At 72.9% G+C, this 23,013-nt stretch carries 22 protein-coding genes; 8 read left to right on the top strand and 14 right to left on the bottom strand.

Features of this window, described 5'->3' with window-relative positions; translation table 11 throughout:
- The first annotated feature begins 72 nt into the window (after positions 1-72).
- Positions 73-585 carry an Lrp/AsnC family transcriptional regulator gene (locus O7622_RS08920; RefSeq protein WP_013284166.1) on the top strand — a complete coding sequence of 171 codons (513 nt, stop codon included), beginning with the start codon at positions 73-75 and terminating at the stop codon, positions 583-585.
- Between the two features lie 148 nt (positions 586-733).
- Entirely contained in the window at positions 734-2,080 is a 1,347-nt protein-coding gene (locus O7622_RS08915; RefSeq protein WP_282312807.1) for an aspartate aminotransferase family protein, read from the top strand.
- Positions 2,081-2,218: 138 nt separating this feature from the next.
- Here the strand turns inward: O7622_RS08915 and O7622_RS08910 are convergent, their stop codons facing one another.
- Complete coding sequence (locus tag O7622_RS08910; protein WP_013284163.1) at positions 2,219-2,587, bottom strand: DUF3499 domain-containing protein; 369 nt, start codon at positions 2,585-2,587, stop codon at positions 2,219-2,221.
- A gap of 153 nt (positions 2,588-2,740) precedes the next feature.
- On the opposite strand from O7622_RS08910, the gene O7622_RS08905 reads away from it, so the two are divergent.
- Positions 2,741-3,190, top strand: coding sequence for a metallopeptidase family protein (locus tag O7622_RS08905; protein WP_018787548.1), 450 nt, complete (start codon positions 2,741-2,743; stop codon positions 3,188-3,190).
- 99 nt (positions 3,191-3,289) lie between these two features.
- Here O7622_RS08905 and O7622_RS08900 read toward each other — a convergent pair whose 3' ends face one another.
- The 6 genes from O7622_RS08900 to O7622_RS08875 all read right to left on the bottom strand — a co-directional run bounded on the left by O7622_RS08900 (position 3,290) and on the right by O7622_RS08875 (position 9,888).
- On the bottom strand, positions 3,290-3,550 hold the full coding sequence (locus O7622_RS08900) for a WhiB family transcriptional regulator (protein ID WP_013284161.1): 261 nt from the start codon (positions 3,548-3,550) through the stop codon (positions 3,290-3,292).
- 460 nt (positions 3,551-4,010) lie between these two features.
- Positions 4,011-4,349, bottom strand: coding sequence for a phospholipase (locus tag O7622_RS08895; RefSeq protein WP_282312804.1), 339 nt, complete (start codon positions 4,347-4,349; stop codon positions 4,011-4,013).
- Positions 4,350-4,362: 13 nt separating this feature from the next.
- Entirely contained in the window at positions 4,363-5,760 is a 1,398-nt protein-coding gene (locus O7622_RS08890; RefSeq protein WP_282312803.1) for a DUF4331 domain-containing protein, read from the bottom strand.
- Between the two features lie 72 nt (positions 5,761-5,832).
- Positions 5,833-6,126, bottom strand: coding sequence for a hypothetical protein (locus O7622_RS08885; protein ID WP_071096699.1), 294 nt, complete (start codon positions 6,124-6,126; stop codon positions 5,833-5,835).
- Between the two features lie 150 nt (positions 6,127-6,276).
- On the bottom strand, positions 6,277-8,802 hold the full coding sequence (locus O7622_RS08880; protein ID WP_282312801.1) for a bifunctional FO biosynthesis protein CofGH: 2,526 nt from the start codon (positions 8,800-8,802) through the stop codon (positions 6,277-6,279).
- Positions 8,803-8,967: 165 nt separating this feature from the next.
- Positions 8,968-9,888: a hypothetical protein gene (locus O7622_RS08875; protein ID WP_282312800.1), complete on the bottom strand. Its 921-nt coding sequence runs from the start codon at positions 9,886-9,888 to the stop codon at positions 8,968-8,970.
- Positions 9,889-9,987: 99 nt separating this feature from the next.
- Here O7622_RS08875 and cofD point away from each other — a divergent pair, with 99 nt between their 5' ends.
- Both cofD and O7622_RS08865 read left to right on the top strand, forming a co-directional pair.
- A complete protein-coding gene (gene cofD / locus O7622_RS08870) occupies positions 9,988-10,935 on the top strand; it encodes a 2-phospho-L-lactate transferase (protein ID WP_282312799.1) in 948 nt (315 codons plus the stop codon).
- Complete coding sequence (locus O7622_RS08865; protein ID WP_282312797.1) at positions 10,932-12,017, top strand: coenzyme F420-0:L-glutamate ligase; 1,086 nt, start codon at positions 10,932-10,934, stop codon at positions 12,015-12,017. The genes cofD and O7622_RS08865 overlap by 4 nt, the downstream gene beginning before the upstream one ends.
- Positions 12,018-12,041: 24 nt before the next feature.
- Here the strand turns inward: O7622_RS08865 and O7622_RS08860 are convergent, their stop codons facing one another.
- Positions 12,042-13,031 (bottom strand): winged helix-turn-helix domain-containing protein, encoded by a 990-nt coding sequence (locus tag O7622_RS08860; protein WP_282312794.1) that lies wholly within the window; start codon positions 13,029-13,031, stop codon positions 12,042-12,044.
- Between the two features lie 245 nt (positions 13,032-13,276).
- The gene (locus O7622_RS08855; RefSeq protein WP_282312792.1) at positions 13,277-14,320 is read right to left on the bottom strand and encodes a hypothetical protein; all 1,044 of its coding nucleotides are present in this window, start codon (positions 14,318-14,320) and stop codon (positions 13,277-13,279) included.
- 39 nt (positions 14,321-14,359) lie between these two features.
- On the opposite strand from O7622_RS08855, the gene O7622_RS08850 reads away from it, so the two are divergent.
- Complete coding sequence (locus O7622_RS08850; RefSeq protein WP_282312791.1) at positions 14,360-14,929, top strand: NUDIX domain-containing protein; 570 nt, start codon at positions 14,360-14,362, stop codon at positions 14,927-14,929.
- A 55-nt stretch (positions 14,930-14,984) separates the two neighbouring features.
- Here the strand turns inward: O7622_RS08850 and O7622_RS08845 are convergent, their stop codons facing one another.
- Both O7622_RS08845 and O7622_RS08840 read right to left on the bottom strand, forming a co-directional pair.
- Entirely contained in the window at positions 14,985-16,076 is a 1,092-nt protein-coding gene (locus tag O7622_RS08845; protein WP_282312790.1) for a sugar phosphate nucleotidyltransferase, read from the bottom strand.
- 64 nt (positions 16,077-16,140) lie between these two features.
- A complete protein-coding gene (locus O7622_RS08840; RefSeq protein ID WP_282312788.1) occupies positions 16,141-17,286 on the bottom strand; it encodes a glycosyltransferase family 1 protein in 1,146 nt (381 codons plus the stop codon).
- A gap of 150 nt (positions 17,287-17,436) precedes the next feature.
- Between O7622_RS08840 and O7622_RS08835 the strand changes: the two genes are divergently transcribed.
- Positions 17,437-18,126, top strand: coding sequence for a TIGR03089 family protein (locus O7622_RS08835; RefSeq protein WP_282312786.1), 690 nt, complete (start codon positions 17,437-17,439; stop codon positions 18,124-18,126).
- An 82-nt stretch (positions 18,127-18,208) separates the two neighbouring features.
- On the opposite strand, the gene O7622_RS08830 is transcribed toward O7622_RS08835, so the two are convergent.
- Together O7622_RS08830 and O7622_RS08825 are read right to left on the bottom strand one after the other, a co-directional pair.
- Positions 18,209-20,200, bottom strand: coding sequence for an acetoacetate--CoA ligase (locus O7622_RS08830; RefSeq protein ID WP_282312785.1), 1,992 nt, complete (start codon positions 20,198-20,200; stop codon positions 18,209-18,211).
- Positions 20,201-20,518: 318 nt separating this feature from the next.
- The gene (locus O7622_RS08825; protein WP_282312784.1) at positions 20,519-21,034 is read right to left on the bottom strand and encodes an acyl-CoA thioesterase; all 516 of its coding nucleotides are present in this window, start codon (positions 21,032-21,034) and stop codon (positions 20,519-20,521) included.
- A 23-nt stretch (positions 21,035-21,057) separates the two neighbouring features.
- Between O7622_RS08825 and O7622_RS08820 the strand changes: the two genes are divergently transcribed.
- Positions 21,058-21,711: a hypothetical protein gene (locus tag O7622_RS08820; RefSeq protein ID WP_282312783.1), complete on the top strand. Its 654-nt coding sequence runs from the start codon at positions 21,058-21,060 to the stop codon at positions 21,709-21,711.
- Positions 21,712-21,763: 52 nt separating this feature from the next.
- Here O7622_RS08820 and O7622_RS08815 read toward each other — a convergent pair whose 3' ends face one another.
- Entirely contained in the window at positions 21,764-22,927 is a 1,164-nt protein-coding gene (locus O7622_RS08815) for an acyl-CoA dehydrogenase family protein (protein ID WP_282312782.1), read from the bottom strand.
- Positions 22,928-23,013 lie beyond the last annotated feature (86 nt).

Below are 23,013 nucleotides of genomic sequence, written 5' to 3'. Positions count from 1 at the left end.
ACTCGCCACGAAATACGCCAGACTGCGCGGGGCACTACGCTCAACACGGAGAATCGAACACGAGGAGCGTCGATGGTCAACCGGCACCAGGAGAACTCCAACGGCGCCCGCCGGGTCACGGTGCGCGAGGGAGCCAATCACGCTCTGCTCGACGACGTGGCCAAGCAGATCATCGAGCAGCTCCAGGAGGACGGGCGCCGCCCGTACGCGAGCATCGGCAAGGCGGTCGGCCTCTCCGAGGCGGCGGTACGCCAGCGGGTGCAACGGCTGCTCGACGCGGGCGTCATGCAGATCGTCGCGGTCACCGATCCGCTCCAGCTCGGCTTCCCCCGCCAGGCCATGATCGGGCTACGCACCGACGGCGACCTGGAACCCGTCGCCGACCGGCTGGCCGAGTTCGAGGAGATCGACTACGTGGTGATCACGGCCGGCTCGTTCGACCTGCTGGCCGAGGTGGTCTGCCGCAACGACGCACACCTGCTGGAGATCCTCCAGAAGCTGCGCGGCGTGCCCGGGGTGCTCTCCACCGAGGCGTTCGTCTACCTGAAGCTGCGCAAGCAGACCTACAGCTGGGGCACCGCCTGATGCGGATTCCGTCGATCGGCAAGTGATATGGCGCTGAATCCGTCGCGATGAAGCTTTTTCGCTTGCCTTATCGGCATCGCCTATGGGATAACCGTGGGCAGAGCGGCCGGTGTCACCCCTGACCGGCCCGAGACCCGATGGGGCTGACATGGCCAACGCCACCGACCATCTCTGGATGCACTTCACCCGCATGGCGAGCTACCCCGCCGGCGAGGTTCCGACAATCGTCCGGGGCGAGGGCGCGTACGTGTGGGACGCGCGGGGCCGCCGCTACCTGGACGGGCTGGCCGGGCTGTTCGTCGTCAACGCCGGACACGGCCGCACCGAGCTGGCCGAGGCCGCCGCCAAGCAGGCCGGCGAGCTGGCCTACTTCCCGCTCTGGTCGTACGCCCACCCGAAGGCCGTCGAGCTGGCCGAGAAGATCGCCACGCTCACCCCGGGCGACCTGAACCGGGTCTTCTTCACCACCGGCGGCTCCGAGGCCGTCGAGGCGGCGTGGAAGCTGGCCCGGGCCTACTTCAAGCGCACCGGCAAGCCCACCAAGCACAAGGTGGTCAGCCGCTACATCGCCTACCACGGCACCTCGATGGGCGCGCTGTCGATCACCGGCCTGCCCGGCATCAAGACCGACTTCGAGCCGCTGGTGCCGGGTGGCATCAAGGTGCCGAACACCAACTTCTACCGGGCCCCCGAGCACGGCGACGACCCCGAGGCGTTCGGCCGCTGGGCCGCCGACGAGATCGGCCGGGCGATCGAGCAGGAGGGGCCGGAGACGGTCGCCGCAGTCTTCCTGGAGCCGGTGCAGAACTCCGGCGGCTGCTTCCCGCCGCCCCCCGGCTACTTCGAGCGGGTACGCGAGATCTGCGACGCGTACGACGTGCTGCTCGTCAGCGACGAGGTGATCTGCTCCTGGGGCCGGCTCGGCGAGTACTTCGGTGCCGTCCGCTACGGCTACCAGCCGGACATCATCACCACCGCCAAGGGCATCACCTCCGGCTACGCCCCGCTCGGCGCGATGATCGCCGGCGAGCGGCTGATGGAGCCGTTCCTCACCGAGACCGGCATGTTCGCGCACGGCGTGACGTTCGGCGGCCACCCGGTCTCCTGCGCGGTCGCGCTGGCCAACCTGGAGGTGTTCGCCCGGGAGGACCTGATCGGGCACGTCCGTGCGAACGAGGGCGCGTTCCGATCCACCCTGGAGAAGCTGCACGACCTGCCGATCGTCGGCGACGTCCGGGGCGACGGCTACTTCTACGGCATCGAGCTGGTGAAGGACAAGACGACCCGCGAGACGTTCGACGAGGCCGAGTCCGAACGGCTGCTGCGCGGCTTCCTGTCCACGGCGCTGTTCGACGCCGGGCTCTACTGCCGGGCCGACGACCGGGGCGACCCGGTGGTGCAGCTCGCCCCGCCGCTGATCGCCGACCAGCAGCACTTCGACGAGATCGAGCAGATCCTGCGCGCGGTCCTGACCGACGCGTGGTCACGGCTCTGACGCCGACGACCGTGGAGAGCGCCCCGACCGCGCGCCGGGAACCGGAGCCGCAGGTTCCCCACCCCGTTGATCATGAAGTTGGCGGCACTCAGGGAGATCGAGAACGCCGTCAACTTCATGATCGACCGGCGGGGCGGGTCAGTGGTGGGGTGGGATGACCCGGAGGTGGCCCCGGCGGCCCTGCTGGGGGGTCTGGGGCTTGGCGGGCTCGTCCTCCGGAGGGCGCGGTGGGGCCGGGCGTGCGGCCTCGCGTACCGCCTCGGCCAGCGCCACCAGGTCGTCGGTGGTGGGCGGCGGCGGCTCGAACTCGCCCTCGTGCCGCACCACGTCCCAGCCGCGCGGGGCGGTCAGGCTGCGGGCGTGCGGCTCACACAGGTCGTACGTGTGCGGTTCGGCGAACGCCGCGAGCGGGCCCACCACCGCCGTCGACTCGTTGTAGACATAGGTCAATGTGGCGACCGCTTGCCGGGGGCAGCCGTTACGGGAGCAGCGCCGTGGTGACCTCACGGCGGCAGGGTATCCCCATTACCGGGTCCGGCGCACCGCTTCGCGTTACGACACGCCCGTCATGGTGATCACAATTCCTCCGATCGGCGCAGCGGCACGCCGGGCGGCCGCGCGACGGCGGGTGGACCGCCGACCCGGGCTACCCTGTGCGTCATGACGAGCCCCCAGAACCGCCGCCCCGGCTCCGGCCGGCGCACCCACCGTGACCGGCACGGTCGCGGGCTGCGCGGGCGGCTGGTGCCGGCCACGGTGCCGCTGGCGCGGACGAAGGCCGAGGTCTTCGACGATCTGGTGCTCGACACGGTGGAGACGCTCGAACGCCGGTTCGCCAAGGAGCTGGCCGGGGTGGAGTTCGCGGTCGAGGACGTCCCGCCGGATCTGAACGTCTACGACTCGGACGTGCTGGAGGACGGCGAGGTGCCGCTCGCCCGGCTGCTGCCCGGGCGGCCCGGCCGCCAGGAGGTGCCGCCGCGGATCGTGCTCTACCGGCGGCCGCTGGAGTTCCGCGCGATGGACCGCGAGGACCTCGCCGACCTGGTGCACGACGTGATCATCGAGCAGGTGGCGAATCTGCTCGGGGTCGACCCGGACGAACTGGCCTGACCGGGCCGACCGGACAGGCGCCGCCACCCGGCCGGACGCGCCGGCCGGACGACGACCCGGGTCCGGGCGGCCCCCACCGCCCGTGGACCCGTACGTGGATCAGGCGGCGACCCGCCGCTTGAGCTTGCGCCGCTCCCGCTCGGAGAGGCCACCCCAGATTCCGAACCGCTCGTCGTGGCCGAGCGCGTACTCCAGGCATTCCGTCTTCACTTCGCACCGCGAGCAGATGCGCTTCGCCTCGCGGGTCGAGCCGCCCTTCTCGGGAAAGAACGCCTCCGGGTCGGTCTGCGAGCAGAGCGCTCGCTCCTGCCACTCCGGCGCGTTCCCGAGCAGGTCGGCCACCTCGAGCTGGCCGTCCATCGATTGCCTCCTTGTCGCGCACCGGCGTCATTCGCCGCTGCAACCCCCCACGCGAAAGGCGTGCCTGTCCGTACGGTCACCATTTGTTGCGTTCCGTGCGAACAACCCCATTCAAATTACACGCGTGTAATGCGTGCGCCGTCAAGCCAAACTTGATAATGGAGTCGCCCTCCCGACACGTCCGTGACGACCGCCCCGGTCGCCCGTAGCCTCGCAACCTGCCCTATCGATTCAGACCCCGGACGAGTAACGCCCTCCCCGGCGAGTTGCCGGAAGTTTTCTGCCGTGGCGCATCTCCGGCAGGCCGGCCGGACGCCCCCGCCGGCCGCTCGTACCAAGATCAGAATTGGTGGGGCAAAGGGTAACCCGCTTCCCGCGGTACCGCCCGTCGAGCCGTCCAACGCCGACCGCGCCCCGTCCATCATGTGGGCAGGGCGCGGGTTCCGGCGCGACTGACCGGTCAGTCCAAGCAGGCTGGTGAGCTGGTGGGCCAGACGAATTCGGCGATCGACCCACCGGTGACCGGGATCGCGCCGGCCGACGTACTCTCGTCCCACCAGACGGTATACACACCCGCCTCCAGATCCGGGTAGACCGCACTGTGGAACACCCCGTCCCGGACGTGCCGCTCGCGTACGGCGGAGTGGGTCCGCGGGCCGTCGAGGTCCACGCGGCTGATCTCGATCTCCCGGCCGTGCAGGTCCCGCCCGGTGTGGATGATCAGTGCGCCCCGGTCGCCGCCCAGGTCGAGCACGACGCTGCCGACCTCCGACGGGCCGAGGTCGTGATGGTGTGACATCCGCCGGCTCCCGTCAGGACTTCTTCGCCTGCGGGTTGCCGAACCCGTCGTACGGCGTGCCGAGGAACGGAAAGTCGGCCAGGAACGGCGCTGTCACGTCGGCCGCGCTCAGACCCGGTGTCACCGCCGCCGCGGCGGCGTCCGGCCGGAACGTCTTGTCGACCAGCGGCACGGTCAGCCCGGCGATGGCACGCAGCGCGATCGTCACCACGTCGTCGCCGACACGGCGGCCGTTGGGGAAGCCGGCCAGGTCGCCGCCGAGCACGCCGAACCGGTCCGGTTCGCGGCTGGGCCGGATCGCCGTGTTCAGCCGCAGCATGTCCGCCTGGACGTCACCGGTGGTGTTGGCGAAGCCGTCGATCAGTCCGGCCGGGACGCCGGTGAGCAGGATCGCCACCAGGTCGGCGCGCGGCTTCTCGGACTTGTTGAGCGCGTCCAGACCAGGGAACACACCCGGGTAGAGCGCCGGCAGCAGCGCGGCCAGCTCGGGCCGCTCGACGAACCCGGCGAACCGCTTGTCCTCCGACGGCGGCAGCGTGTTCCAGACGTCCTTCCTGGACATCGGCACGATGACCTCGTTGAACAACGGGTTACCGAGCCGCGACACCTGGGTGAAGGGTCCGGCGGCGGTATCAGCGGCCACCCGGTCACCCAGCACCCGCACCTGCTGGCGGGACGCGCTGGTCCAGACCCCGATGGTCGAGGCGCGGTCGGCGTAGCCGTAGCGGGCCGCCCTGCGGCGTATCTGGCTGAGCGGCACCTGCACGGCGAGACTGTGGACGTTGAGCCGGTCCAGCGCGTTCACCGGCTCGCCCTCGTCCCGGAACAGCTTCCTGCCGGCGACGTGCAGCTGTTGAAACGGCCGCAGCGTACCCAGCTCGAACACCGCGCCCAGGTCGACGAAGAAACCGTCGGCCCGCTGCCCGGCGAACACCTTCTCACCTGTGGACAGCTTGAACGTCGCCTGCCGGACCAGGTTCTGGTAGTCCGGCGTGGACAGCGGCCCGACGTTGCACGGCGGGCAGGGCAGTTTGTGCGCCAGCACACGCGTGCGGCCGTCGGCGATCCGGGTCAGCCGGTAGAACTGCCGCCGGTTCCAGTTCTTGCTCTCCAGCGACTCGATCGGCCCCGTGTTGTAGAGAAAACTGTTCTGGTTCGTGATCTCGGTAGTGAATTCGAAACGATAGGTGACGTCCGGATGACCGTCGCCGTCGTTGTCGATGTGGATCTCGTACCGGACGTCGTCACCGAACTCGAAGAAGTTCGGGCCGCCGGACGGAAGCTGCACCGGCACGTAGTTGGCGATCAACGTGACCGTGTCCGGCTGGCTCGGCGTGACGAACGCGTACAGGTCGGAACTGTCGGCGACCGGATCCTTGGCGATCTCCGGGGCCTCGCGGTGAGAGGACATGGCGGACGCACCTTCGTCGGGGGAACGGAAGTCGGAACCGGCGCCGGGCGGTCGCGCCGGTGGAGGGTGGGATCAGCGCCGGCCGGCGGCGCGCACCAGGCGGTCGGCCAGGCCGCGGTCGCGTACCTCGACCCGGGTGGTGCCGACGAAGACGTCCATGACGCCGGTGGCGGCGTCGCGGAGGTGGACCACGATCGGCTCGTCGCGCCGGCTCGCCGTGGGGGCGTTCTGGGCGGCGGACAGGCCCGGCACGGTGAGGGCGGCGGCACCCAGTGTGGCGCTCGCCGCGGCGGTGAGCGTCTGCCTGCGGGTCAATCGCGGCCAGGTCCGCCGTTTCGGCGCGTCGGTGGTCTCGTCAGTGCTCATCGGCAACCTTTCCGGACCGGCGCCGCAGCGCCGCAGCGGGCCGGGCGCCCGGACACCGCCGGGCCCCGGTTCGGGATCACCGGCGGCGGTCCTCGCCGAGACCGCCGCCGGCATCCACAGGTACGGCGCGCGGCGGGGAAAGGTTCGACCTCAGGCGCGGGCGTGACCGTACGCGGTCGTCCGCTTGCGGAACGGCCGTCCGGCGGCGGTGGCGATGGCCCGCAACTGCTCCTCGGTACGGGCCGAGCCGTTGCCCGAGCCAGCCATCCGGGAGATCGTCTCCTCCATCAGCGTGCCGCCCAGGTCGTTGCAGCCGCCGCGCAGCATCTCCACGGTCCCGGCGTCGCCGAGCTTCACCCAGGAGCACTGGATGTTGTCGATCCGGCCGTGCAGCAGCAGCCGGGCCATCGCGTGCACCGCCCGGTTCTCCCGCCATGTCGGTCCCGGGCGGGCGATGCCGGCCAGATAGATCGGCGCGTTGGTGTGCACGAACGGCAGCGCCACGAACTCGGTGAACCCGCCGGTACGGTCCTGCACGCCGGCCAGCACCCGGAAGTGGGCGAGCCACTGGCCCGGGTGGTCCACGTGGCCGTACATCATCGTGGAGCTGGACCGGATGCCCAGCTCGTGCGCCGTGCTCACCACCTCGACCCAGGCGGCGGCCGGCAGTTTGCCCTTGGTGAGCACCCAGCGCACGTCGTCGTCGAGGATCTCGGCGGCGGTGCCCGGAATGGTGTCCAGTCCGGCCTCGCGGAGCTGGAGCAGCCACTCCCGCACCGGCACGCCGGCCTTCGCGGCGGCGGTGACGATCTCCATCGGGGAGAACGCGTGCACGTGCATGTCCGGCACCCGCGCCTTGATCGCGCGGACGATGTCGGCGTAGCCGGTCACCGGCATCTTCGGGTCGATGCCGCCCTGGAGGCACACTTCGGTGGCGCCCGCCGTCCACGCCTCCTCGGCCCGGTCGGCGACCTGCGAGAGCGAGAGCCGGAACGCGTCGGCGTCGCTCTCCCGCTGGGCGAACGCGCAGAACCGGCAGCCCACGTAACAGACGTTCGTGAAATTGATGTTGCGATTGACCACGTAGGTCACGTCGTCGCCGACCGCGTCCCGGCGCGCGTCGTCGGCCAGCCGGCACAGCTCCTCCAGCGCCGGGCCGTCCGCGCCGAACAGCGCCAGCGCCTTCGCCTCGTGCGCCGGCGTCAGCAGCGCGGCCGGGTCGTCAGCGGCCAGCCGCAGGCCCGCGCGCAGGTCGGCGTCCGCGCCACCACCCAGGGGTACGCCGGCGCGCGCCTCCGGCGCCACCTTGCCGGCCACCTCGGCCCAGTCGCCGTACACGCTGTCGAAGTCGCCCCGCCGGTCGTCGGTCCGGCCGGTGACGTCGATGGTGACGTGCAGGTCGGTCCGGCCGCCGTAGCCCGACTCCGGCTCCTGCCAGGGCCGTCCCACCGGGCGGGCCGCCTCGACCGCGAGCCCGGTGGCCGGGTCGGCGAGCGCTGTGACGTGCGGCAGCAGGCGCGGATCAAGCCACGGCCCGCCCGCCCGGACGTACTCCGGGTAGACGGTCAGCCGCTCGCGCAGCGTGAACCCGGCACTCGCGGTACGCGCCGCCAGCTCGTCCAGGTGCGGCCAGGGCCGCTCCGGGTTGACGTGGTCGGGCGTGACCGGGGATACGCCGCCCCAGTCGTCGATGCCGGCGCGCAGCAGCAGGTCGTACTCGCCCGCGATGAGGTTCGGCGGGGCCTGGATACGGGCCTTCGGGCCGAGCAGCACCCGGGCCACCGCCACTGTGGCGGCCAGGTCGTGCAGCTCCGCGTCGGGCATGCCGCGCATCGCGGTGTCCGGCTTGGCGCGGAAGTTCTGCACGATCACCTCCTGGAGGTGGCCGTACTCCCGCATCGCCCGGCGGATCGCGAAGATCGCGTCCACCCGCTCGGCCCGGTTCTCGCCGATGCCGATCAGGATTCCGGTGGTGAACGGCACCCCGACCCGGCCGGCGTCGTCGAGCACCCGCAGACGTACCGCCGGTTCCTTGTCCGGCGAGCCGAAGTGCGGGCCGCCCGGTTCGGACCAGAGCCGGGTGGCTGTGGTCTCCAGCATCATGCCCATGCTCGGCGCGACCGGCTTGAGCCGCTGCAACTCCGACCAGGTGAGTACGCCCGGATTGAGGTGGGGCAGCAGGCCGGTCTCCTCCAGCACCGCCACCGCGCAGGCGCGCAGGTAGTCCAGCGTCGAGTCGTACCCCCGCTCGTCCAGCCACCGGCGGGCCGCAGGCCACCGCTCCTCCGGCCGGTCGCCGAGCGTGAACAGCGCCTCCTTGCAGCCCTGCGCGGCGCCCGCGCGGGCGATCGCCAGCACCTCGTCGCGTTCCAGGTAGGCGGCGGGCAGCCGGTGCGGCACGGTGGCGAACGTGCAGTAGTGGCAGCGGTCCCGGCAGAGCCGGGTCAGCGGGACGAAGACCTTCTTCGAGTACGTCACCACGCCCGGCCGCCCGGCGTCGCGCAGCCCGGCGTCGCGGATGTCGGAGGCGACCCGGAGCAGCTCGTCGAGCACCGGCCCGCGAGCGGCGAGCAGCGCGCCCGCCTCGCCGGCGTCGAGCGCCCGGCCGGCGGCGGCCCGCCCCAGCGCCCGCCGGATGCTCGCCTCGGTCGGTTCGGGGTCGCTGCGATCAACCATCCGCCCAGCCTAAGCGCTGCCGGACGGCCGGACGCCCACCCCCGGCTGCGGTCCGGGCACCCGGGACGAGCCGGGTGATCCGCCGCACAGCGGCGGGCGAGACGGTGGCGGCTGGTGGCTGGTGGCGGCGGGCGACGATGCTCCGTCGCCCGCCGCCCCCGGGGCTCAGCGAGGCTGGTTCGGGTCCTCGCGGTCGAACCGCTGGGTGCGCTCGTCGTCGGCGGCCGGCGACGGCGCCCCCGGCTCGGCGGACTGGCGCGGGATCGCCTGCGTCGGGTCGGCCGACGGCGGCTGGCCGAACGGCGGCGCGGGCTGCGGCGAGCCGTACTGCGGGCCGGCGTACGGGACGCCGGACTGCGGGTCGGCGGACGGGCCGGACTGCGGAGCGTGCGGCGGGGCGGTGTTGAACGGCGGCGCCGACTGCGGCTGGCCGTACGGGCCGGGCTGCTGCGGCCAGCCGGGCGGGGGCGAGCCGGCCTGCGGGTAGCCCTGGCCGAGCTGCTGCGGGTAGCCGCCCGGACCGGGGTAGCCGCCGGGCTGACCCGGCTGCTGCGGCCAGCCGGGCTGGGCCTGGCCGTACACGCCCGGCTGCGGCTTGGGCTTCGGCACGTAGTAGAGCGTGCGCCAGATCTTGAACACCACGAACGCGGCTACCGCGAAGATCGCCAGCCACGCCGCGCGGGTCAGCAGGCCGAGGAAGGCGTCCAGCACCTCGCCGTCGGCGAGCCGGCCGACCAGCCAGATCAGGAACGTCAGCGCGCCGAACACGGCGGACACGGCGTACTCGACGAGCGCCACCTGCGTGATCAGCTTGGCCCTCGGCACGACCGGGAGGATCACTGTGGCGATCAGCACGGCGAGCACCGGCAGGACTGTCGACTCCAGGCCGACGAATGTGAAATACGTACTCCCGGCCCGGCCGGTGAACGTGCTGTAGTCGTCGACCGGTAGCAGGCGCAGCAGGCCGACGAAGAGCAGCACGGCGTTGGCGCCGAGAAGGACGAGCGCGGCCAGTTCGCGCAGTGGCTTGATCAACTGGCTGGCCTGCGCGGCGTCGCCGGACGCGGGCTCGGCGGGGCTGGTCACGGACTCCCCCAGGGGACGAAAGCGGACAGTTGCCGGAGTGAGCGTAGTCTCTCCGGCCACCGGACGATCGACGGCGGCGCGTGCGGAAGGATGGACGCCATGCGCATCGTGGTACTGACCGGCGGCATCGGGGGCGCCCGTTTCCTGCTCGGCGTGCGGGCGTACGCCCGGGAGGTGGGCGCCGAGGTGACAGCAGTGGTCAACGTCGGCGACGATCTGCTGCTGCACGGGCTGAAGGTCTGCCCCGACCTGGACAGCGTGCTCTACACGCTCGGCGGCGGCGCCGACCCGGAGCGGGGCTGGGGCCGGGCGGGCGAGACCTGGACGGTGAAGAACGAACTGGCCGCGTACGGCGCGGAGCCGAGCTGGTTCGGCCTGGGCGACAAGGACGTCGCCACCCACCTGGTGCGCACCCAGATGATCAACGCCGGCTATCCGCTGTCCCAGGTCACCGAGGCACTGGCGGCCCGCTGGCAGCCGGGCGTACGGCTGCTGCCCGCCACCGACGACCGCCTGGAGACCCATGCGGTCGTCACCGACGAGCAGGGCCGCCGGGCGATCCACTTCCAGGAGTGGTGGGTGCGGTATCGGGCCGGCGTACCCACCGACCGGTTCGTCTTCGTCGGCGCGGACGCGGCGAAGCCCGCGCCCGGCGTGGTCGAGGCGATCGCCGCCGCGGACGTGGTTCTGATCGCGCCGAGCAACCCGGTGGTGAGCATCGCCCCGGTGCTGGCGGTGCCCGGCCTGCGCGACGCGGTGGCCGGCGGCCCGGCCCCGGTGGTCGGGGTGTCGCCGATCATCGGCGGTGCGCCGGTACGCGGCATGGCCGACCGCTGCCTCGCCGTGCTCGGCGTGGAGTGCAGCGCGGCCGGCGTGGGCGGCCTCTACGGCGCCCGGCCGGCGGGCGGGCTGCTCGACGGCTGGCTGGTCGCGCCGGAGGACGAGGGCGCCGTGGTGCCGGACGTGACCGTCCGCGCGGCGCCGCTGCGGATGACCGACGAGGCGGCGACCGCCGCGATGGTGCGCGCCGCGCTGGAGTTGATGTGAGGCTGGAGATCCTGCCGGTGCCAGGTATCGGTGACGTGACCGAGGGCGACGACCTGGCGGCGCTGATCACCGGTGCGGCGCCCTGGCTGCGCGACCACGACGTCCTGGTGGTCACCAGCAAGATCGTGTCGAAGGCGGAGGGCCGGCTGGTCGACGTGCCGGCCGACGGCCCGGAACGGCTCGCCGAGCGGGACCGGATCCTGGCCGGGGAGACCGCCCGGGTGGTGGCGACCCGGGGCGCGACCCGGATCGTGCAGACCCACCACGGGTTCGTGATGGCCTCCGCCGGCATCGACGCCTCGAACGTGGACAAGACCAGGCTGGTGCTGCTGCCTGTCGACCCGGACGCGTCCGCCCGGACGCTGCGCGCCGCGTTGCGCGACCGGTACGGCCTCGACGTCGCAGTGATCGTCAGCGACACGATGGGACGCCCGTGGCGCAACGGGCTCACCGACGTGGCGCTCGGGGTGGCCGGCATGCCGGCGATCCGCGACCACCGGGGCGAGGTCGACCCGTACGGCAACGAGCTGTTCGTCACCCAGATGGCTGTGGTCGACGAACTCGCCGCCGCCGGTGAGCTGATCAAGGGCAAGTGCGACCAGGTACCGGTGGCGGTGGTCCGGGGTTATCTCGCCGCGACCCGGGACGACGACGAGGGCGCCCGTACGCTCGTGCGCGACGCCTCGATGGATCTGTTCTCGCTCGGTACGGCCGAGGCGCGCGCCGCCGGTCTGCGGGCGGCGGCGACGCTCGCGGACCGGATCGGCCCCGAGCCCGCCGATCCGGCCGCGGTGCGGCGGGCGATCGACGCGGTGGCCGACGTGGTCGCGCCGGGCACTGTCTTCACCCACGTCACCGACGACGAGGTACGCGCCGGACTCGCCGCCACAGTGCCCGGTTGGCCCGCCTCGGCCACCGGCCTGCTGCTCGGCGCGGCGTCCGCCCCCCTCGGCCCGGCGGACCTGGTCCGGTTCGGCGCGGACCTGCAACGCCTGCGCGCCGCGCTGGCCGCCGAGGGCGTCGACTCGACGTTGCTCCCGCCCCCGTCCGGCAGCACCGCGAGCGCCACGCTGGCGCTCTGACCCGGCCCGCCGGTCCGACGGGGTTCAGGCGTCGAGGACGGCCCGGCCCAGCGGTGTGAGCGTGTGCAGGACGGTGTTGCGGTCACGCCGGCTGACCAGCAGTCCCGCGTTGCGCAGCACGGTGGTGTGCTGGCTCGCCGCGGCGGCGGAGATGCGCAGCCGGCGGGCCATCTCGCCGGTGGTGCAGCCCTCGTCGGCGGCCTGGAGCACCCGGGAGCGGGTACGGCCGAGCAGGGCGGCGAGCGCCTCGCCCTGCGGCGACGCGGCGGCGCCGGACGCGGGCGTCAGGCCGGCGAGCCGGTCGACCGGGTAGACCAGCACCGGGGGCAACGTCGGGTCGACCAGCGCCACCGGGGTACGCGAGCAGAAGAACGACGGGACGAGCAGCAGCCCCCGGCCGTCCAGGTGCAGCTCCCGGGTGTCCGGGTAGTCGAGCACCTCCAGCACACCCGACACCCAGCGCATGTTCGGCCGCAGGCTGGCCAGCAGCCCTTCGGCGCCGCCGTCGAGCATGGCGCGCGCACGCCGGGCCCGGTCCGCCTCGACCGCCGCCTGCACGCGGGACCAGTAGGGCGCGACCGCCAGCGACTGGTACCGCGCCATGGCGTCGGTGAGGTGGTGCAGCGTGTCCGGCTCGCCACGGGCGAGCGAGGTGGCCGTCGACGGCAGCGTGGTCTCCCCGGCGAGCAGCGTCAGGTCGCGGCGCAGCATGTCCACAGAGGTGCCCCGGACCGCTTCCAGCCCGGCCTGGAAGCCCTCCCGGCTGGCGAACGGGGTGAGGAAGTCGGGGAAGTAGCCGCGCGGCGGGTTGAGCGCGAGCAGCAGGCGGTACTGCTCGGCGTCGGTGTCGGTCCGCAGGCCGTGCGCCACCGTGCGCCGCCACGTGGTCATCATCGGATCCCGGCTGCGCCCCTGGAGCAGGTGCAGGCTGAGGACCAGTTCCCAGAGCGGGTCCGCGGCCGGGGCGACCCGGGTCCGCAGAACGTCCTCGCCCGAGAAAATGATCTTCAACATGGGTTGCTGCTCCCGTGCGGACGGCGGGGGTGCCCGCCACACCTCGCACTGTACCCGCCGGTACTAATCTCCATCTTTAAGCGTCAGGTGAAAGACCTCGACGCTGGGCGGGCCGGTTCGGCAAACTCTCTGTTGCCCGCCGACGCCGGGGCGCAACATCGACCCGGACGCCGGCTGACGGGCGTGGCCGGGCGGCACCACGAGGGTCTGCGACATCAGTCGCAGGGGTGCCGCCCGGCCCTCGCTCATCCGATCCAGAGCGCCACCCGGTGGTCCTCGTCGGTGACGTAGTAGCAGCGTCCCGCCAGCTCGGCCAGCCCCTCCACGTGATGGAACGGCGCCAGCTCCGCCACCACCTCCCCGGCCACCAGGGCGCCCCCGCCCGCGTCGTGCCGGAACCGCACGTGCCGGGAGGTCACCTCACCGCCGTGCGGATGGTCGTCCAGCAGCACCGACCCCTTGCCCAGCGCGTCGATCGACCCGGTCACCGCCGCGTAACCGCCGTCGCCGGTCGGGGTGATCGCGCGGAAGCCGGCGAGCGCACCGGGCGGCGTCACACCGGTCAGCGCGTACGCCCCGAGCCCCAGCAGGTCACCCGGCCGCTCCGGGTCGTCGAACATCTCCGGTACGCCGGCCAGCTCGACGTAGACCGGCTCCCCCTCGGCGGTCACCGGGAAACGCAGCCCCAGCAGCGCCGTACCGGCCGGGGTGAACGCCGCCGCCTCGACGTTGACCGGCAGGTCGTCCGCGGCGAGCCGGGTCACCCAGCTCTTGGCGCGGGCGGTGCCCCGGGCCAGCGTCTCCACGATGAACCGCTCCCGGACCCGGTCACCGGCCGGCAGCAGCGTCAGCGGGGCGGCGGCGAGCGCGTCGTTCATCGCCCGGTGCAGCCGGAAGCGGTTGCGCACCACGCGCACCGGCAGCGGCCCGGCCACGGCGTCGTCCTCCCGGAACCGGGCCACGAACGCACGGCGGGGCCGCAGCGGGCCGCCCTTGGACCCGAAGTGCGAGCCGAAGACGTACACCCAGCCGTCGTGGTGGGCGAGCGCCTCGCCGTCCTCGGTGCGGCCGTTCTCGCGGCCGGCATCGGCAGGTACGTGGTGCGCCACCCAGTGGCCGTCGTCGCGTTCCAGCAGCAGCGCCAGACACTGCTCGACCGGCCCCTCGTCCAGCACCGTCCAGAAGCCGCGGCGCGCGCCGTGCGCCCGCAGCAGCGCGGCCGACCGCACCGGCAGGAGGTCGCTCGCCTCGTTGCCGGCCACCAGGAACTCAACGAGTCGCAGGGTCACCGCGCCAGGGTACGGAGGGCGCGCTCGTAGAGTGTCCGGGTGCCCGATCTCATCCCGTACACCGAGTTGCACGCCGACGCCGTCGCGACGCTGAGCCGCTGGACGCCGACCAGCCCCGCCGCCGGCGCCGCCCGGGACCGGACCCTGGCGCTGCTGGCCGACGGGCCGGCGGCGATGGGCCGGACGCACCGGGCCGGGCACGTCACGGCGAGCGCGCTGGTGCTCGACCCGGACGGCCGGGTGCTGCTCTGCCTGCACGGCAAGGTCCGCAGGTGGATGCAGCTCGGCGGGCACTGCGAGCCCGGCGACCGGACGCTCGTGGCCGCCGCGCTGCGCGAGGCGACCGAGGAGTCCGGCATCACCGGCCTGACCGTCGAGCCGGAGCCGATCGACGTGGACATCCACCAGGTCACCTGCCAGGGCGGGTCGTTCCACTACGACGTCCGGTACGCCGCCCTGGCCCCGGTGGGGGCGGTCGAGCGGGTCAGCGCGGAGTCCGAGGCGCTCGGCTGGTTCCCGCCGGACCGGCTGCCCGAGCCACTCGCCCACGCCACGGCCCAGCTCGTGCCGCCGGCGCTCGCGGTGCTGGCCCGCCACTCCGGCGGCTGAGCGGCGATACCACGCCGCGCCGCCGGACGCGTCGCCGCCCCGGCGGCCCGGCGGATCAGACCAGGCCCTCCTCGCCGCGTTCCTTCAGCTCGTCCACGATCCTCTTCACGTCCTGCGCGCGGTCGCGCGGGCACACCAGCAGCGCGTCCGGGGTGTCCACGACGATCAGGTCGTGCACCCCGACGGTGGCCACGAGCCGCCCGGAGTGCGGCACCACCACTGTGCCTGTGGTGTCGTGCAGCAGCACGCCCGGCTTCGCGTCCCCGCCCAGCACCACGTTGCCGGCGCCGTCGGTGGGCAGCACCTCGCCGAGCGTGTGGAAGTCACCCACGTCGTTCCAGCCGAAGTCGCCGGGCACCGTACCCACCCGGCCGGCCGTGGCCGCGCCCTCCATCACCGCGTAGTCGACCGAGATCCGGGGCAGCGTCGGCCAGATCCGGCCGAGCACGTCGTCCTGCTCCGGGGTGCCCCAGGCCGCCGCGATGGCGGTGATCCCGGCGTGCAGTTCCGGCTGCTGGCGGGCCAGCTCGGCCAGGAAGACGTCCACCCGCCAGACGAACATGCTGGCGTTCCAGAGGTGCCGGCCGGAGCGGACGTACACCTCGGCCACCTCGGCGGCCGGCTTCTCCTTGAACTCGCGTACCGGGCGCAGCGGGCCGTCCCCGACCGGCTCGCCGGTCTCCAGGTAGCCGTAGCCGGTCTCCGGACGCGTCGGGGTGATGCCCACAGTCATCAGCAGCCCCTGCTCCGCGCCGCGGATGGCCTGCCGTACCACCTCGGCCAGCCGGGCCGGGTCGCCGATCAGGTGGTCGGCGGCGAACGAGCCCATCACCGCGTCCGGGGTCCGGCTGGCGATCACCGCGGCGGCCAGCGCGATCGCGGCGCAGGAGTCGCGCGGCGACGGCTCGACCAGGATGTTCTCCTCCGGCAGGCCAGCCAGTTGCCGAGCCACCGCCGCGGCGTGCGCGGCCCCGGTGACCACGAGCGTGCGCTCCGGAGTGGTCAGCGGCGACAACCGGTCGACAGTGGCCTGCAACAGCGAGGCGGCGGTGCCGGTCAGCGGGTGGAGGAATTTGGGATGGCCGGCACGGGACAACGGCCACAACCTCGTGCCGCTGCCGCCCGCCGGGATGACGGCGTAGAACATCAGCACATCATGCCCGAAGCGGGCGAGCCGTCACGGTCGGTCGCCCGGGACCGGCAGCCGTCGCTCAGGACCGGGCCCGTCGCCACGCCGCGATGTGGACCTCCGCGCTGGACTCCCAGGTGAACTCCTTGGCCCTGTCGAAACCGGCCTTGGCCAGGGAAAGCCGCCGCTGCTCGTCGTCCAGCAGGGCGCCCAGGTCGGTGGCGATCTGGTCCGGGTCCTCGCTGGTGTAGGCCACCGCGTCGCCGCCCACCTCGGGCAGGGACAGGCGCGGCGTGGTGAGCACCGGGGCGGCGCACGCCATCGCCTCCAGGATCGGCAGGCCGAAGCCCTCGCCGTAGGAGGGGTACGCCGCCACCAGCGCGCCGCCGAGGAAGCCGGGCAGGTCGGCGTAGCGCAGGTAACCCGGGCGCAGCAGCCGCAGGTGCGACGGGACCTCGGCCACCGCGCGGTCGATGTCGTCGTCGTGCCCCTGGCCGCCGGCCACCACCAGCGCGGGCGGGTTCGGCCGGTCGGCCACCGCCCGGGCCCAGCCGCGGATCAGGTTGGGTACGTTCTTGCGCGGCTCCTTGGCCCCGAGGAACGCGATGTAGCTGCTGTCGCCCAGCCCCAGGCGGGCCCGGACACGTGCCTTCTCCTCGTCACCGGGCGCGTGGAACGCGTCCTGGTCGACGCCGTGGTAGGCGACGTCGATCCGGGTCGGGTCGGCGTCCAGCAGCCGGATCAGCTCGTCGCGGGTCGCCTTGCTCGGCACGATCACCCGGCTGGCCCGGCGCAGCGACGTCTTGATCGCGCTGCGGAAGAACGTCCGGCGCGACTTGTCGTAGTGCTCCGGCTCGGTGAAGAACGTCGCGTCGTGCACTGTGACGGTCACCGGGCAGCCGGCCCGCAGCGGGCAGGTGTAGAACGGCGAGTGCAGCACCTCGGCGCCGACCTGCTGGGCCAGCAGCGGCAGGCCGGTCTGCTCCCAGGCCAGCCGCGCCGGCCGGTGCGCGACCGCCGCCGGGGCGGGGATCACCTCCGCGCCGGGCAGCATCCGGGTGTAGCGCTCCAGGTCGGTGCGGAGGCTGACCACGGCCAGGTCGACACTGGTGCCGCAGACCCGGCCCAGCGCGCCGAGCAGTCCGTCGACGTATCTACCGACGCCGCCACGGTCGGCGGGGACACTCGTGGCGTCGATGAGAACGCGGGGCGGGCGACCGGCGGTCACGGGGCGACTCCTCAGGTGGCGCGGTTGTGGGGAACAACACTCTCGGCAAGCCTACGCCGGGCCGGGCGCGAGGCGCTGACCGCGACCCGACGGTACGCCGACTTGTCGCTGTCATCGAGTACGCACGCGGGGCGCGTATCGTTCGCGCCGATGGCCGACAACATTGCCCGGGTGTTCGCCGACGCGATCGCGACCGACCCCACCCGGCCGCTGCTGACCTGGTACGACGACACCACCGGCGAACGCACCGAACTCTCCGGGGCGACGCTCGCGAACTGGGTGGCGAAGACCGCGAACCTGCTCACCGACGAGGTCGGCGCCGCGCCCGGCGACACGGCCGGGGTGCTGCTGCCGCCGCACTGGCAGACCGCCGCAGTGCTGCTCGGCTGCTGGTCGGCGAAGCTGACAGTGGCCGGCACGCCGGGCCCGGTGGAGGCGCTGTTCGTGGCCGTCGACCGGGTCGACGAGGCGGCCGGGTGGCCGGCCGGCGAGCGGTACGCGCTGGCGCTCGACCCGTTCGCGCTGCCGATGCGGCAGGTGCCGGCGGGCTGCACCGACTTCGTGGCGGCGGTACGCGGACACGGCGACCACTTCACGCCGTACCCGGCCGGCGGCGAGGCGGACGCGGCACTGCTGGCCCGCGCACAGGCTCGCGCCACCGAGCTGGGCCTGGGTAGAGGCGACCGCCTCCTGGTCGACGTGACCACCCACCCCGACCCGGTCGACTGGCTGCTCACCCCGCTGACCGCGGGCGCCAGCGTGGTCGCGTGCGCCCACCCCGACCCGACCCGCCTGCCCGCCCGCGCCGAAACCGAGAAGACCACCCACACCCTGACCTGACCCCGCCCCCTCCCCCCGCGTTGATCTTGCAGTTTCAGAAAATGCAAGATCAACGGGCAAGTCGTCGGGGCGGCGTGCAGGATCAGCGGGGGGAGACGGGGCTGTCGGTGGTGGTCCGGCGCTGGGCCAGGGCGGCGAACGCCGTCAGGGACTCGGGGTTGGCCAGGGCGCCCTTGGCCGCCGCGCTGTCGATCGGGGTGCCCGTCAGGATCTTCTTGACCGGCACCTCCAGCTTCTTCGCGCTCAGCGTGCGGGGCACGGCCCGGACCTGGTGGATCTCGTCCGGCACGTGCCGCGGCGACAGGGCGGTACGCAGCTCCCGGCAGATCTTGCGCCGCATCTCGTCGTCGAGTTCCAGGCCCTCGGCCAGCACCACGAACAGCAGCAGCTCACCCGCGCCGCCCTCGTCGTCCTCCAGGTGCACGACCACCGAGTCGACCACCTCGTCCAGCCCCTCGACCACGGAGTAGAACTCGGCGGTGCCGAGGCGCACGCCGCCCCGGTTGAGCGTGGCGTCGGAGCGGCCGGTGATCACGCACCCGCCGCGCTCGTTCACGGTGATCCAGTCGCCGTGGCGCCACACGCCGGGATAGACCTCGAAGTACGCCTCCCGGTAGCGGGCACCGTCCGGGTCGTTCCAGAACCCGACCGGCATGCTCGGCATCGGCGCGGTGATCACCAGCTCGCCGAGCTGCCCGATCACGGCGCTGCCGTCGGCGGAGCGGGCCTCCACCTTCGCGCCGAGCGCCCGGCAGCCGATCTCCCCGGCGTAGACCGGCAGCAGCGGCACACCGCCGACGAACCCGGTGCACACGTCCGTGCCGCCGGACAGCGACTGGAGCTGGAGGCGGTCGCTCACGTTCTCGTACACCCAGGTGAAGCCCTCGGCCGGCAGCGGCGCGCCGGTCGAGCCGAGGCCGCGCACCGCGGACATGTCGGCGACCTCGCGCGGCACCAGCCCGGCCTTGCGGCAGGCCAGCAGGAACGGCGCGGACGTGCCAAAGTACGTGGTGCCGGTGTCGGCGGCCAGCCGCCACAGCGCGCCCAGGTCGGGGTGGCCCGGGTTGCCGTCGAACAGCACGATCGCCGCGCCCACCGCCGGGCCGGAGACCAGGAAGTTCCACATCATCCAGCCGGTCGTGGTGAACCACAGGAACCGGTCGGACGGACCCAGGTCGTGGTGCAGCGCCAGCATCTTGAGGTGTTCCAGCAGGATGCCGCCGTGGCCGTGCACGATCGGCTTGGGCAGCCCGGTGGTGCCGGAGGAGTAGAGCACGTAGAGCGGATGGTCGAAGGCCACCGGCGTGAACGCCAACGGCTCGTCGGTCGGCGCCGCCAGCTCTGCCCACGGCAGCGCACCGTCGGGGGCCGGGCCGTCCGGATCGAGGTACGCGATGGCGACCGTGTGCCGCAGCGACGGCAGCGCGGCCCGGATCGCGGCCACCTCGGCGCGCCTGTCGACCGGCTTGTCGCCGTACCGGTAGCCGTCGACGGCGACCAGCACCGTGGGCTCGATCTGCTGCCAGCGGTCGGTGACGCTGCGGGTGCCGAACTCGGGCGCGCAGGAGGAGAAGATCGCGCCGAGGCTGGCGGTGGCGAGCAGCAGGACGTACGTCTCCGGGATGTTCGGCGCGTACGCGGCCACCCGGTCGCCCGGCCCGACACCGAGGCGGCGCAGCCCGGCGGCCACCCGGCGCACCCGCTCGCGCAGCTCGGCCGCGCTGAGCGTCTCCGGCGCGCGGGTCTGACCGTGCGCGATCACCGCCGGGTCGTCGTCGCCCAGCCCCGGCATGCGCAGCACGTTCTCGGCGTAGTTGAGCGTCGCGCCGGGGAACCAGCGGGTGCCCGGCATGGCCCGGTCGGTGAGGGTGGCGGTCGGCGGGGTGTGCGCGACCACGTCGAAGTAGTCCCAGATCGAGCGCCAGAACGCGTCCAGGTCGGTCACCGACCACTGCCACAGCGCGTCGTAGCCGGCGAACTCCAGCCCGCGGTGCTCGGCCAGCCAGCGCAGGTAGTCACCGATCCGGGACCGCTCCCGCACGTCCGCCGGCGGCGTCCACAGCACGTCAGCCACTGTTCCACCCTCCCCTGGGCCCGCCACGACGGTGTGCCGGGGCCGTGGCGCCATCTTGCCCTACCTCGTGCCGCCATTGTCCGCGCCGGGTACGCCGTACGGGGCGTGGCCCGCCCACACCCCGAACCCCCACCCCATGTGGCCCACGTGTAAGGAAGGGCCCCCTATTAACGCCTCGTGCATTGGAAGGGCCCCTTGTTAACACCTCGCCCTCCGTGGGTGTCCGCCGCCCGTGGAGGGCGCGGCCCGCGTGGCAGCGGTGTTAACAGGGGGCCCTTCCTCTACCGCAGGCGTTAACAAGGGGCCCTTCCTTACACCTCAGCCGGCGCGGTGGGCCTGGATCGCGTGGCGCCGGGCGAGCCGGTGCGCGCGCCGGATCTCGGCCTCCCGGAAGCGGCGCTCGTCCTCCGGCGTCTCGGGCAGCACCGGCCGGACCGGACGCGGCGAGCCGCCCACGTCGACGCCCACGAAGACCAGGTACGCGGTGGCGACCCGGACCGGTTCCTCCTCGGCCGAGTCCCAGCGCTCGGCGACCACCCGCACCCCGACCTCCATCGAGGTCTGGCCGGTCCAGTTGATCTGCGCGTGCGCGTGCACGAGATCGCCCACCCGGACCGGCTCGGAGAAGACGATCTCGTCGATGGACGCGGTCACCGCGGTCCCGCCGCTGTGCCGTGCCGCCGCCGCGCCGGCGACGTCGTCCACGAATTTCATCAGTACCCCACCGTGCACGGTCCCGTACAGGTTGACATCGACCGCGGTCATGATGCGACTGAGCGTGACGCGGGAGTACGAGGTCGGCTTACCCGGCGGGACCGCGGGATGATCTGTCATGCCGAAAACGGTACGGTGCGCGGATGCGACATCTCTGGAGCTTCCTCGCCGGGTTGGCGGTGGCGCCCGTCACCTGGGTGCTCGTCACGCTCGGTCAGGACGGATCTGAGCGGACCGTCGACCGCTGGGTGGAGATCGGGACGTACAGCACGCCGAACCTGATCGAGCCGGCCGTCTATCTGGGCGTCGCCGGCATCCTGCTCGGCCTGCTCGGCACGTTGCGCTTCTCGCCGTTCGGCCCGCTGGTGGCCGGCCTGCTGCTCGCGGTCCCGTACCTCGGGCTGTTCGTGGCGCCGTTCAGCGTGCGGGACCGGGTGCCGGACGACCTGAAGCTGCTCGGTGACCCGTTGCCGCTGCGCGACCCGCTGGACAACGGCACGCTGTTCCTCATCGGCGTGCTGCTGCTGATGGCCGTGTTCAGCACGAGCCGCTGGCGCCGTCCCGCCACACAGGCGACGGCCGAGGCGGAGCTGACCCCGGCCGCCACACCGGTGGAGCACAAGCCGACGCTCACCGACTGGCCCCCGGCGCCGGCGAAGGACCCGGACACACCGCCGCTCACGCTGGCGTACCCCGAGACCCCCACCGAACCGCTGCCCCGCCGCACCGGCGGCGAGTCGCCGTGGTCCGCGCCCCCGCGCGGCGCGGGCCGGCCGGAGGGCACCGAGAGCCGTTGAACGAGCGCGGGCGGGCCGGTACGCACCGGCCCGCCCGCCCGAACGTCGCTCGTCAGCCCTTGAGCAGTTGGCGCGCCATCACGATGCGCTGCACCTGGTTCGTGCCCTCGTAGATCTGGGTGATCTTGGCGTCCCGCATCATCCGCTCGACCGGGTAGTCGCGGGTGTAGCCGTAGCCGCCCAGCAGCTGGACCGCGTCCGTGGTGATCTCCATGGCGGCGTCCGACGCGAAGCACTTCGCGGCCGCGCCGAAGTAGGTCAGATCCGCGTCGCCGCGCTCGGACCTGCCGGCGGCGGCGTACGTGAGCTGCCGCGCCGCCTCCAGCTTCATGCCCATGTCGGCGAGCATGAACTGGATGCCCTGGAAGTCGGCGACCGGCTTGCCGAACTGCTTGCGCTCCTGGACGTAGCCCTTGGCGTAGTCCAGCGCGCCCTGCGCGATGCCGACGGCCTGGGCGGCGATGGTGACCCGGGTGTGGTCCAGCGTCTTCATCGCGGTGGCGAAGCCGGTGCCCTCGGCGCCGATCATGCGGTCGGCCGGGATCCGGACGTTGTCGAAGTAGACCTCGCGGGTGGGCGAGCCCTTGACGCCGAGCTTCTTCTCCGGCGCGCCGAAGCTGACGCCCAGGTCGGACTTCTCCACCACGAACGCGGAGATGCCCTTCGAGCGGGCTGTGGGATCGGTCACGGCGAACACGGTGTAGTACTCGGACACGCCCGCGTTGGTGATCCACCGCTTCACGCCGTTGAGCACCCAGTGGTCTCCGTCACGTACCGCCTTGGTGGTCATCGAGGCGGCGTCGCTGCCCGCCTCCGGCTCGGAGAGGCAGTAGGAGAACATGCCCTCCCCGGCCGCGACCGGCGTGAGGTACCTGCGCTTCAGCTCCTCGGAGCCGGCCAGCAGCAGCGGCATGGTGCCCAGCTTGTTCACCGCCGGGATCAGCGAGGACGACGCGCAGGCCCGGGCCACCTCCTCGATCACGATGGCAGTGGCCAGCGCGTCAGCGCCGGCGCCGCCGTACTCGACCGGGATGTGCGGGGCGTGGAAGTCGGCCGCGCGCAGGGCCTCGTAGGACGCCTTGGGGAACTCACCTGTCTCATCCGCCGCGGCGGCGTGCGGAGCCACTTTGGCCGCACAGACCTCACGGACCGCCTCCCGGATCGCCTCGTGCTCCTCCGGCAACCGGTAGACGTCGAACGACTGCTCTGCGGCCATGTCGGCCCTCCCCTTTCACCGCTATCATGCGCAGTCTGTGCCGCCCGGAGGCCGACGACTGCCGCAGACTGAAGGATAGCCACCGG

This window comes from Micromonospora sp. WMMD1076, from assembly GCF_029581475.1.
Lineage (GTDB): Bacteria > Actinomycetota > Actinomycetes > Mycobacteriales > Micromonosporaceae > Micromonospora > Micromonospora aurantiaca.
Note: the sequence above shows the minus strand (reverse complement) of the source record. Positions and strands in the feature narration are given on the sequence as shown.

Bases quoted from the DNA above. Each gene is read 5' to 3' on its own strand.
- O7622_RS08905 (WP_018787548.1), top strand. From the start codon at position 2,741: ATGACGAGCCCCCAGAACCGCCGCCCCGGCTCCGGCCGGCGCACCCAC.
- O7622_RS08825 (WP_282312784.1), bottom strand. From the start codon at position 21,034: ATGACAGATCATCCCGCGGTCCCGCCGGGTAAGCCGACCTCGTACTCC.
- O7622_RS08815 (WP_282312782.1), bottom strand. From the start codon at position 22,927: ATGGCCGCAGAGCAGTCGTTCGACGTCTACCGGTTGCCGGAGGAGCAC.
- O7622_RS08895 (WP_282312804.1), bottom strand. From the start codon at position 4,349: ATGTCACACCATCACGACCTCGGCCCGTCGGAGGTCGGCAGCGTCGTG.
- O7622_RS08920 (WP_013284166.1), top strand. From the start codon at position 73: ATGGTCAACCGGCACCAGGAGAACTCCAACGGCGCCCGCCGGGTCACG.
- O7622_RS08890 (WP_282312803.1), bottom strand. From the start codon at position 5,760: ATGTCCTCTCACCGCGAGGCCCCGGAGATCGCCAAGGATCCGGTCGCC.
- cofD (WP_282312799.1), top strand. From the start codon at position 9,988: ATGCGCATCGTGGTACTGACCGGCGGCATCGGGGGCGCCCGTTTCCTG.
- O7622_RS08880 (WP_282312801.1), bottom strand. From the start codon at position 8,802: ATGGTTGATCGCAGCGACCCCGAACCGACCGAGGCGAGCATCCGGCGG.
- O7622_RS08915 (WP_282312807.1), top strand. From the start codon at position 734: ATGGCCAACGCCACCGACCATCTCTGGATGCACTTCACCCGCATGGCG.
- O7622_RS08835 (WP_282312786.1), top strand. From the start codon at position 17,437: ATGGCCGACAACATTGCCCGGGTGTTCGCCGACGCGATCGCGACCGAC.
- O7622_RS08820 (WP_282312783.1), top strand. From the start codon at position 21,058: ATGCGACATCTCTGGAGCTTCCTCGCCGGGTTGGCGGTGGCGCCCGTC.
- O7622_RS08860 (WP_282312794.1), bottom strand. From the start codon at position 13,031: ATGTTGAAGATCATTTTCTCGGGCGAGGACGTTCTGCGGACCCGGGTC.
- O7622_RS08885 (WP_071096699.1), bottom strand. From the start codon at position 6,126: ATGAGCACTGACGAGACCACCGACGCGCCGAAACGGCGGACCTGGCCG.
- O7622_RS08845 (WP_282312790.1), bottom strand. From the start codon at position 16,076: ATGTTCTACGCCGTCATCCCGGCGGGCGGCAGCGGCACGAGGTTGTGG.
- O7622_RS08900 (WP_013284161.1), bottom strand. From the start codon at position 3,550: ATGGACGGCCAGCTCGAGGTGGCCGACCTGCTCGGGAACGCGCCGGAG.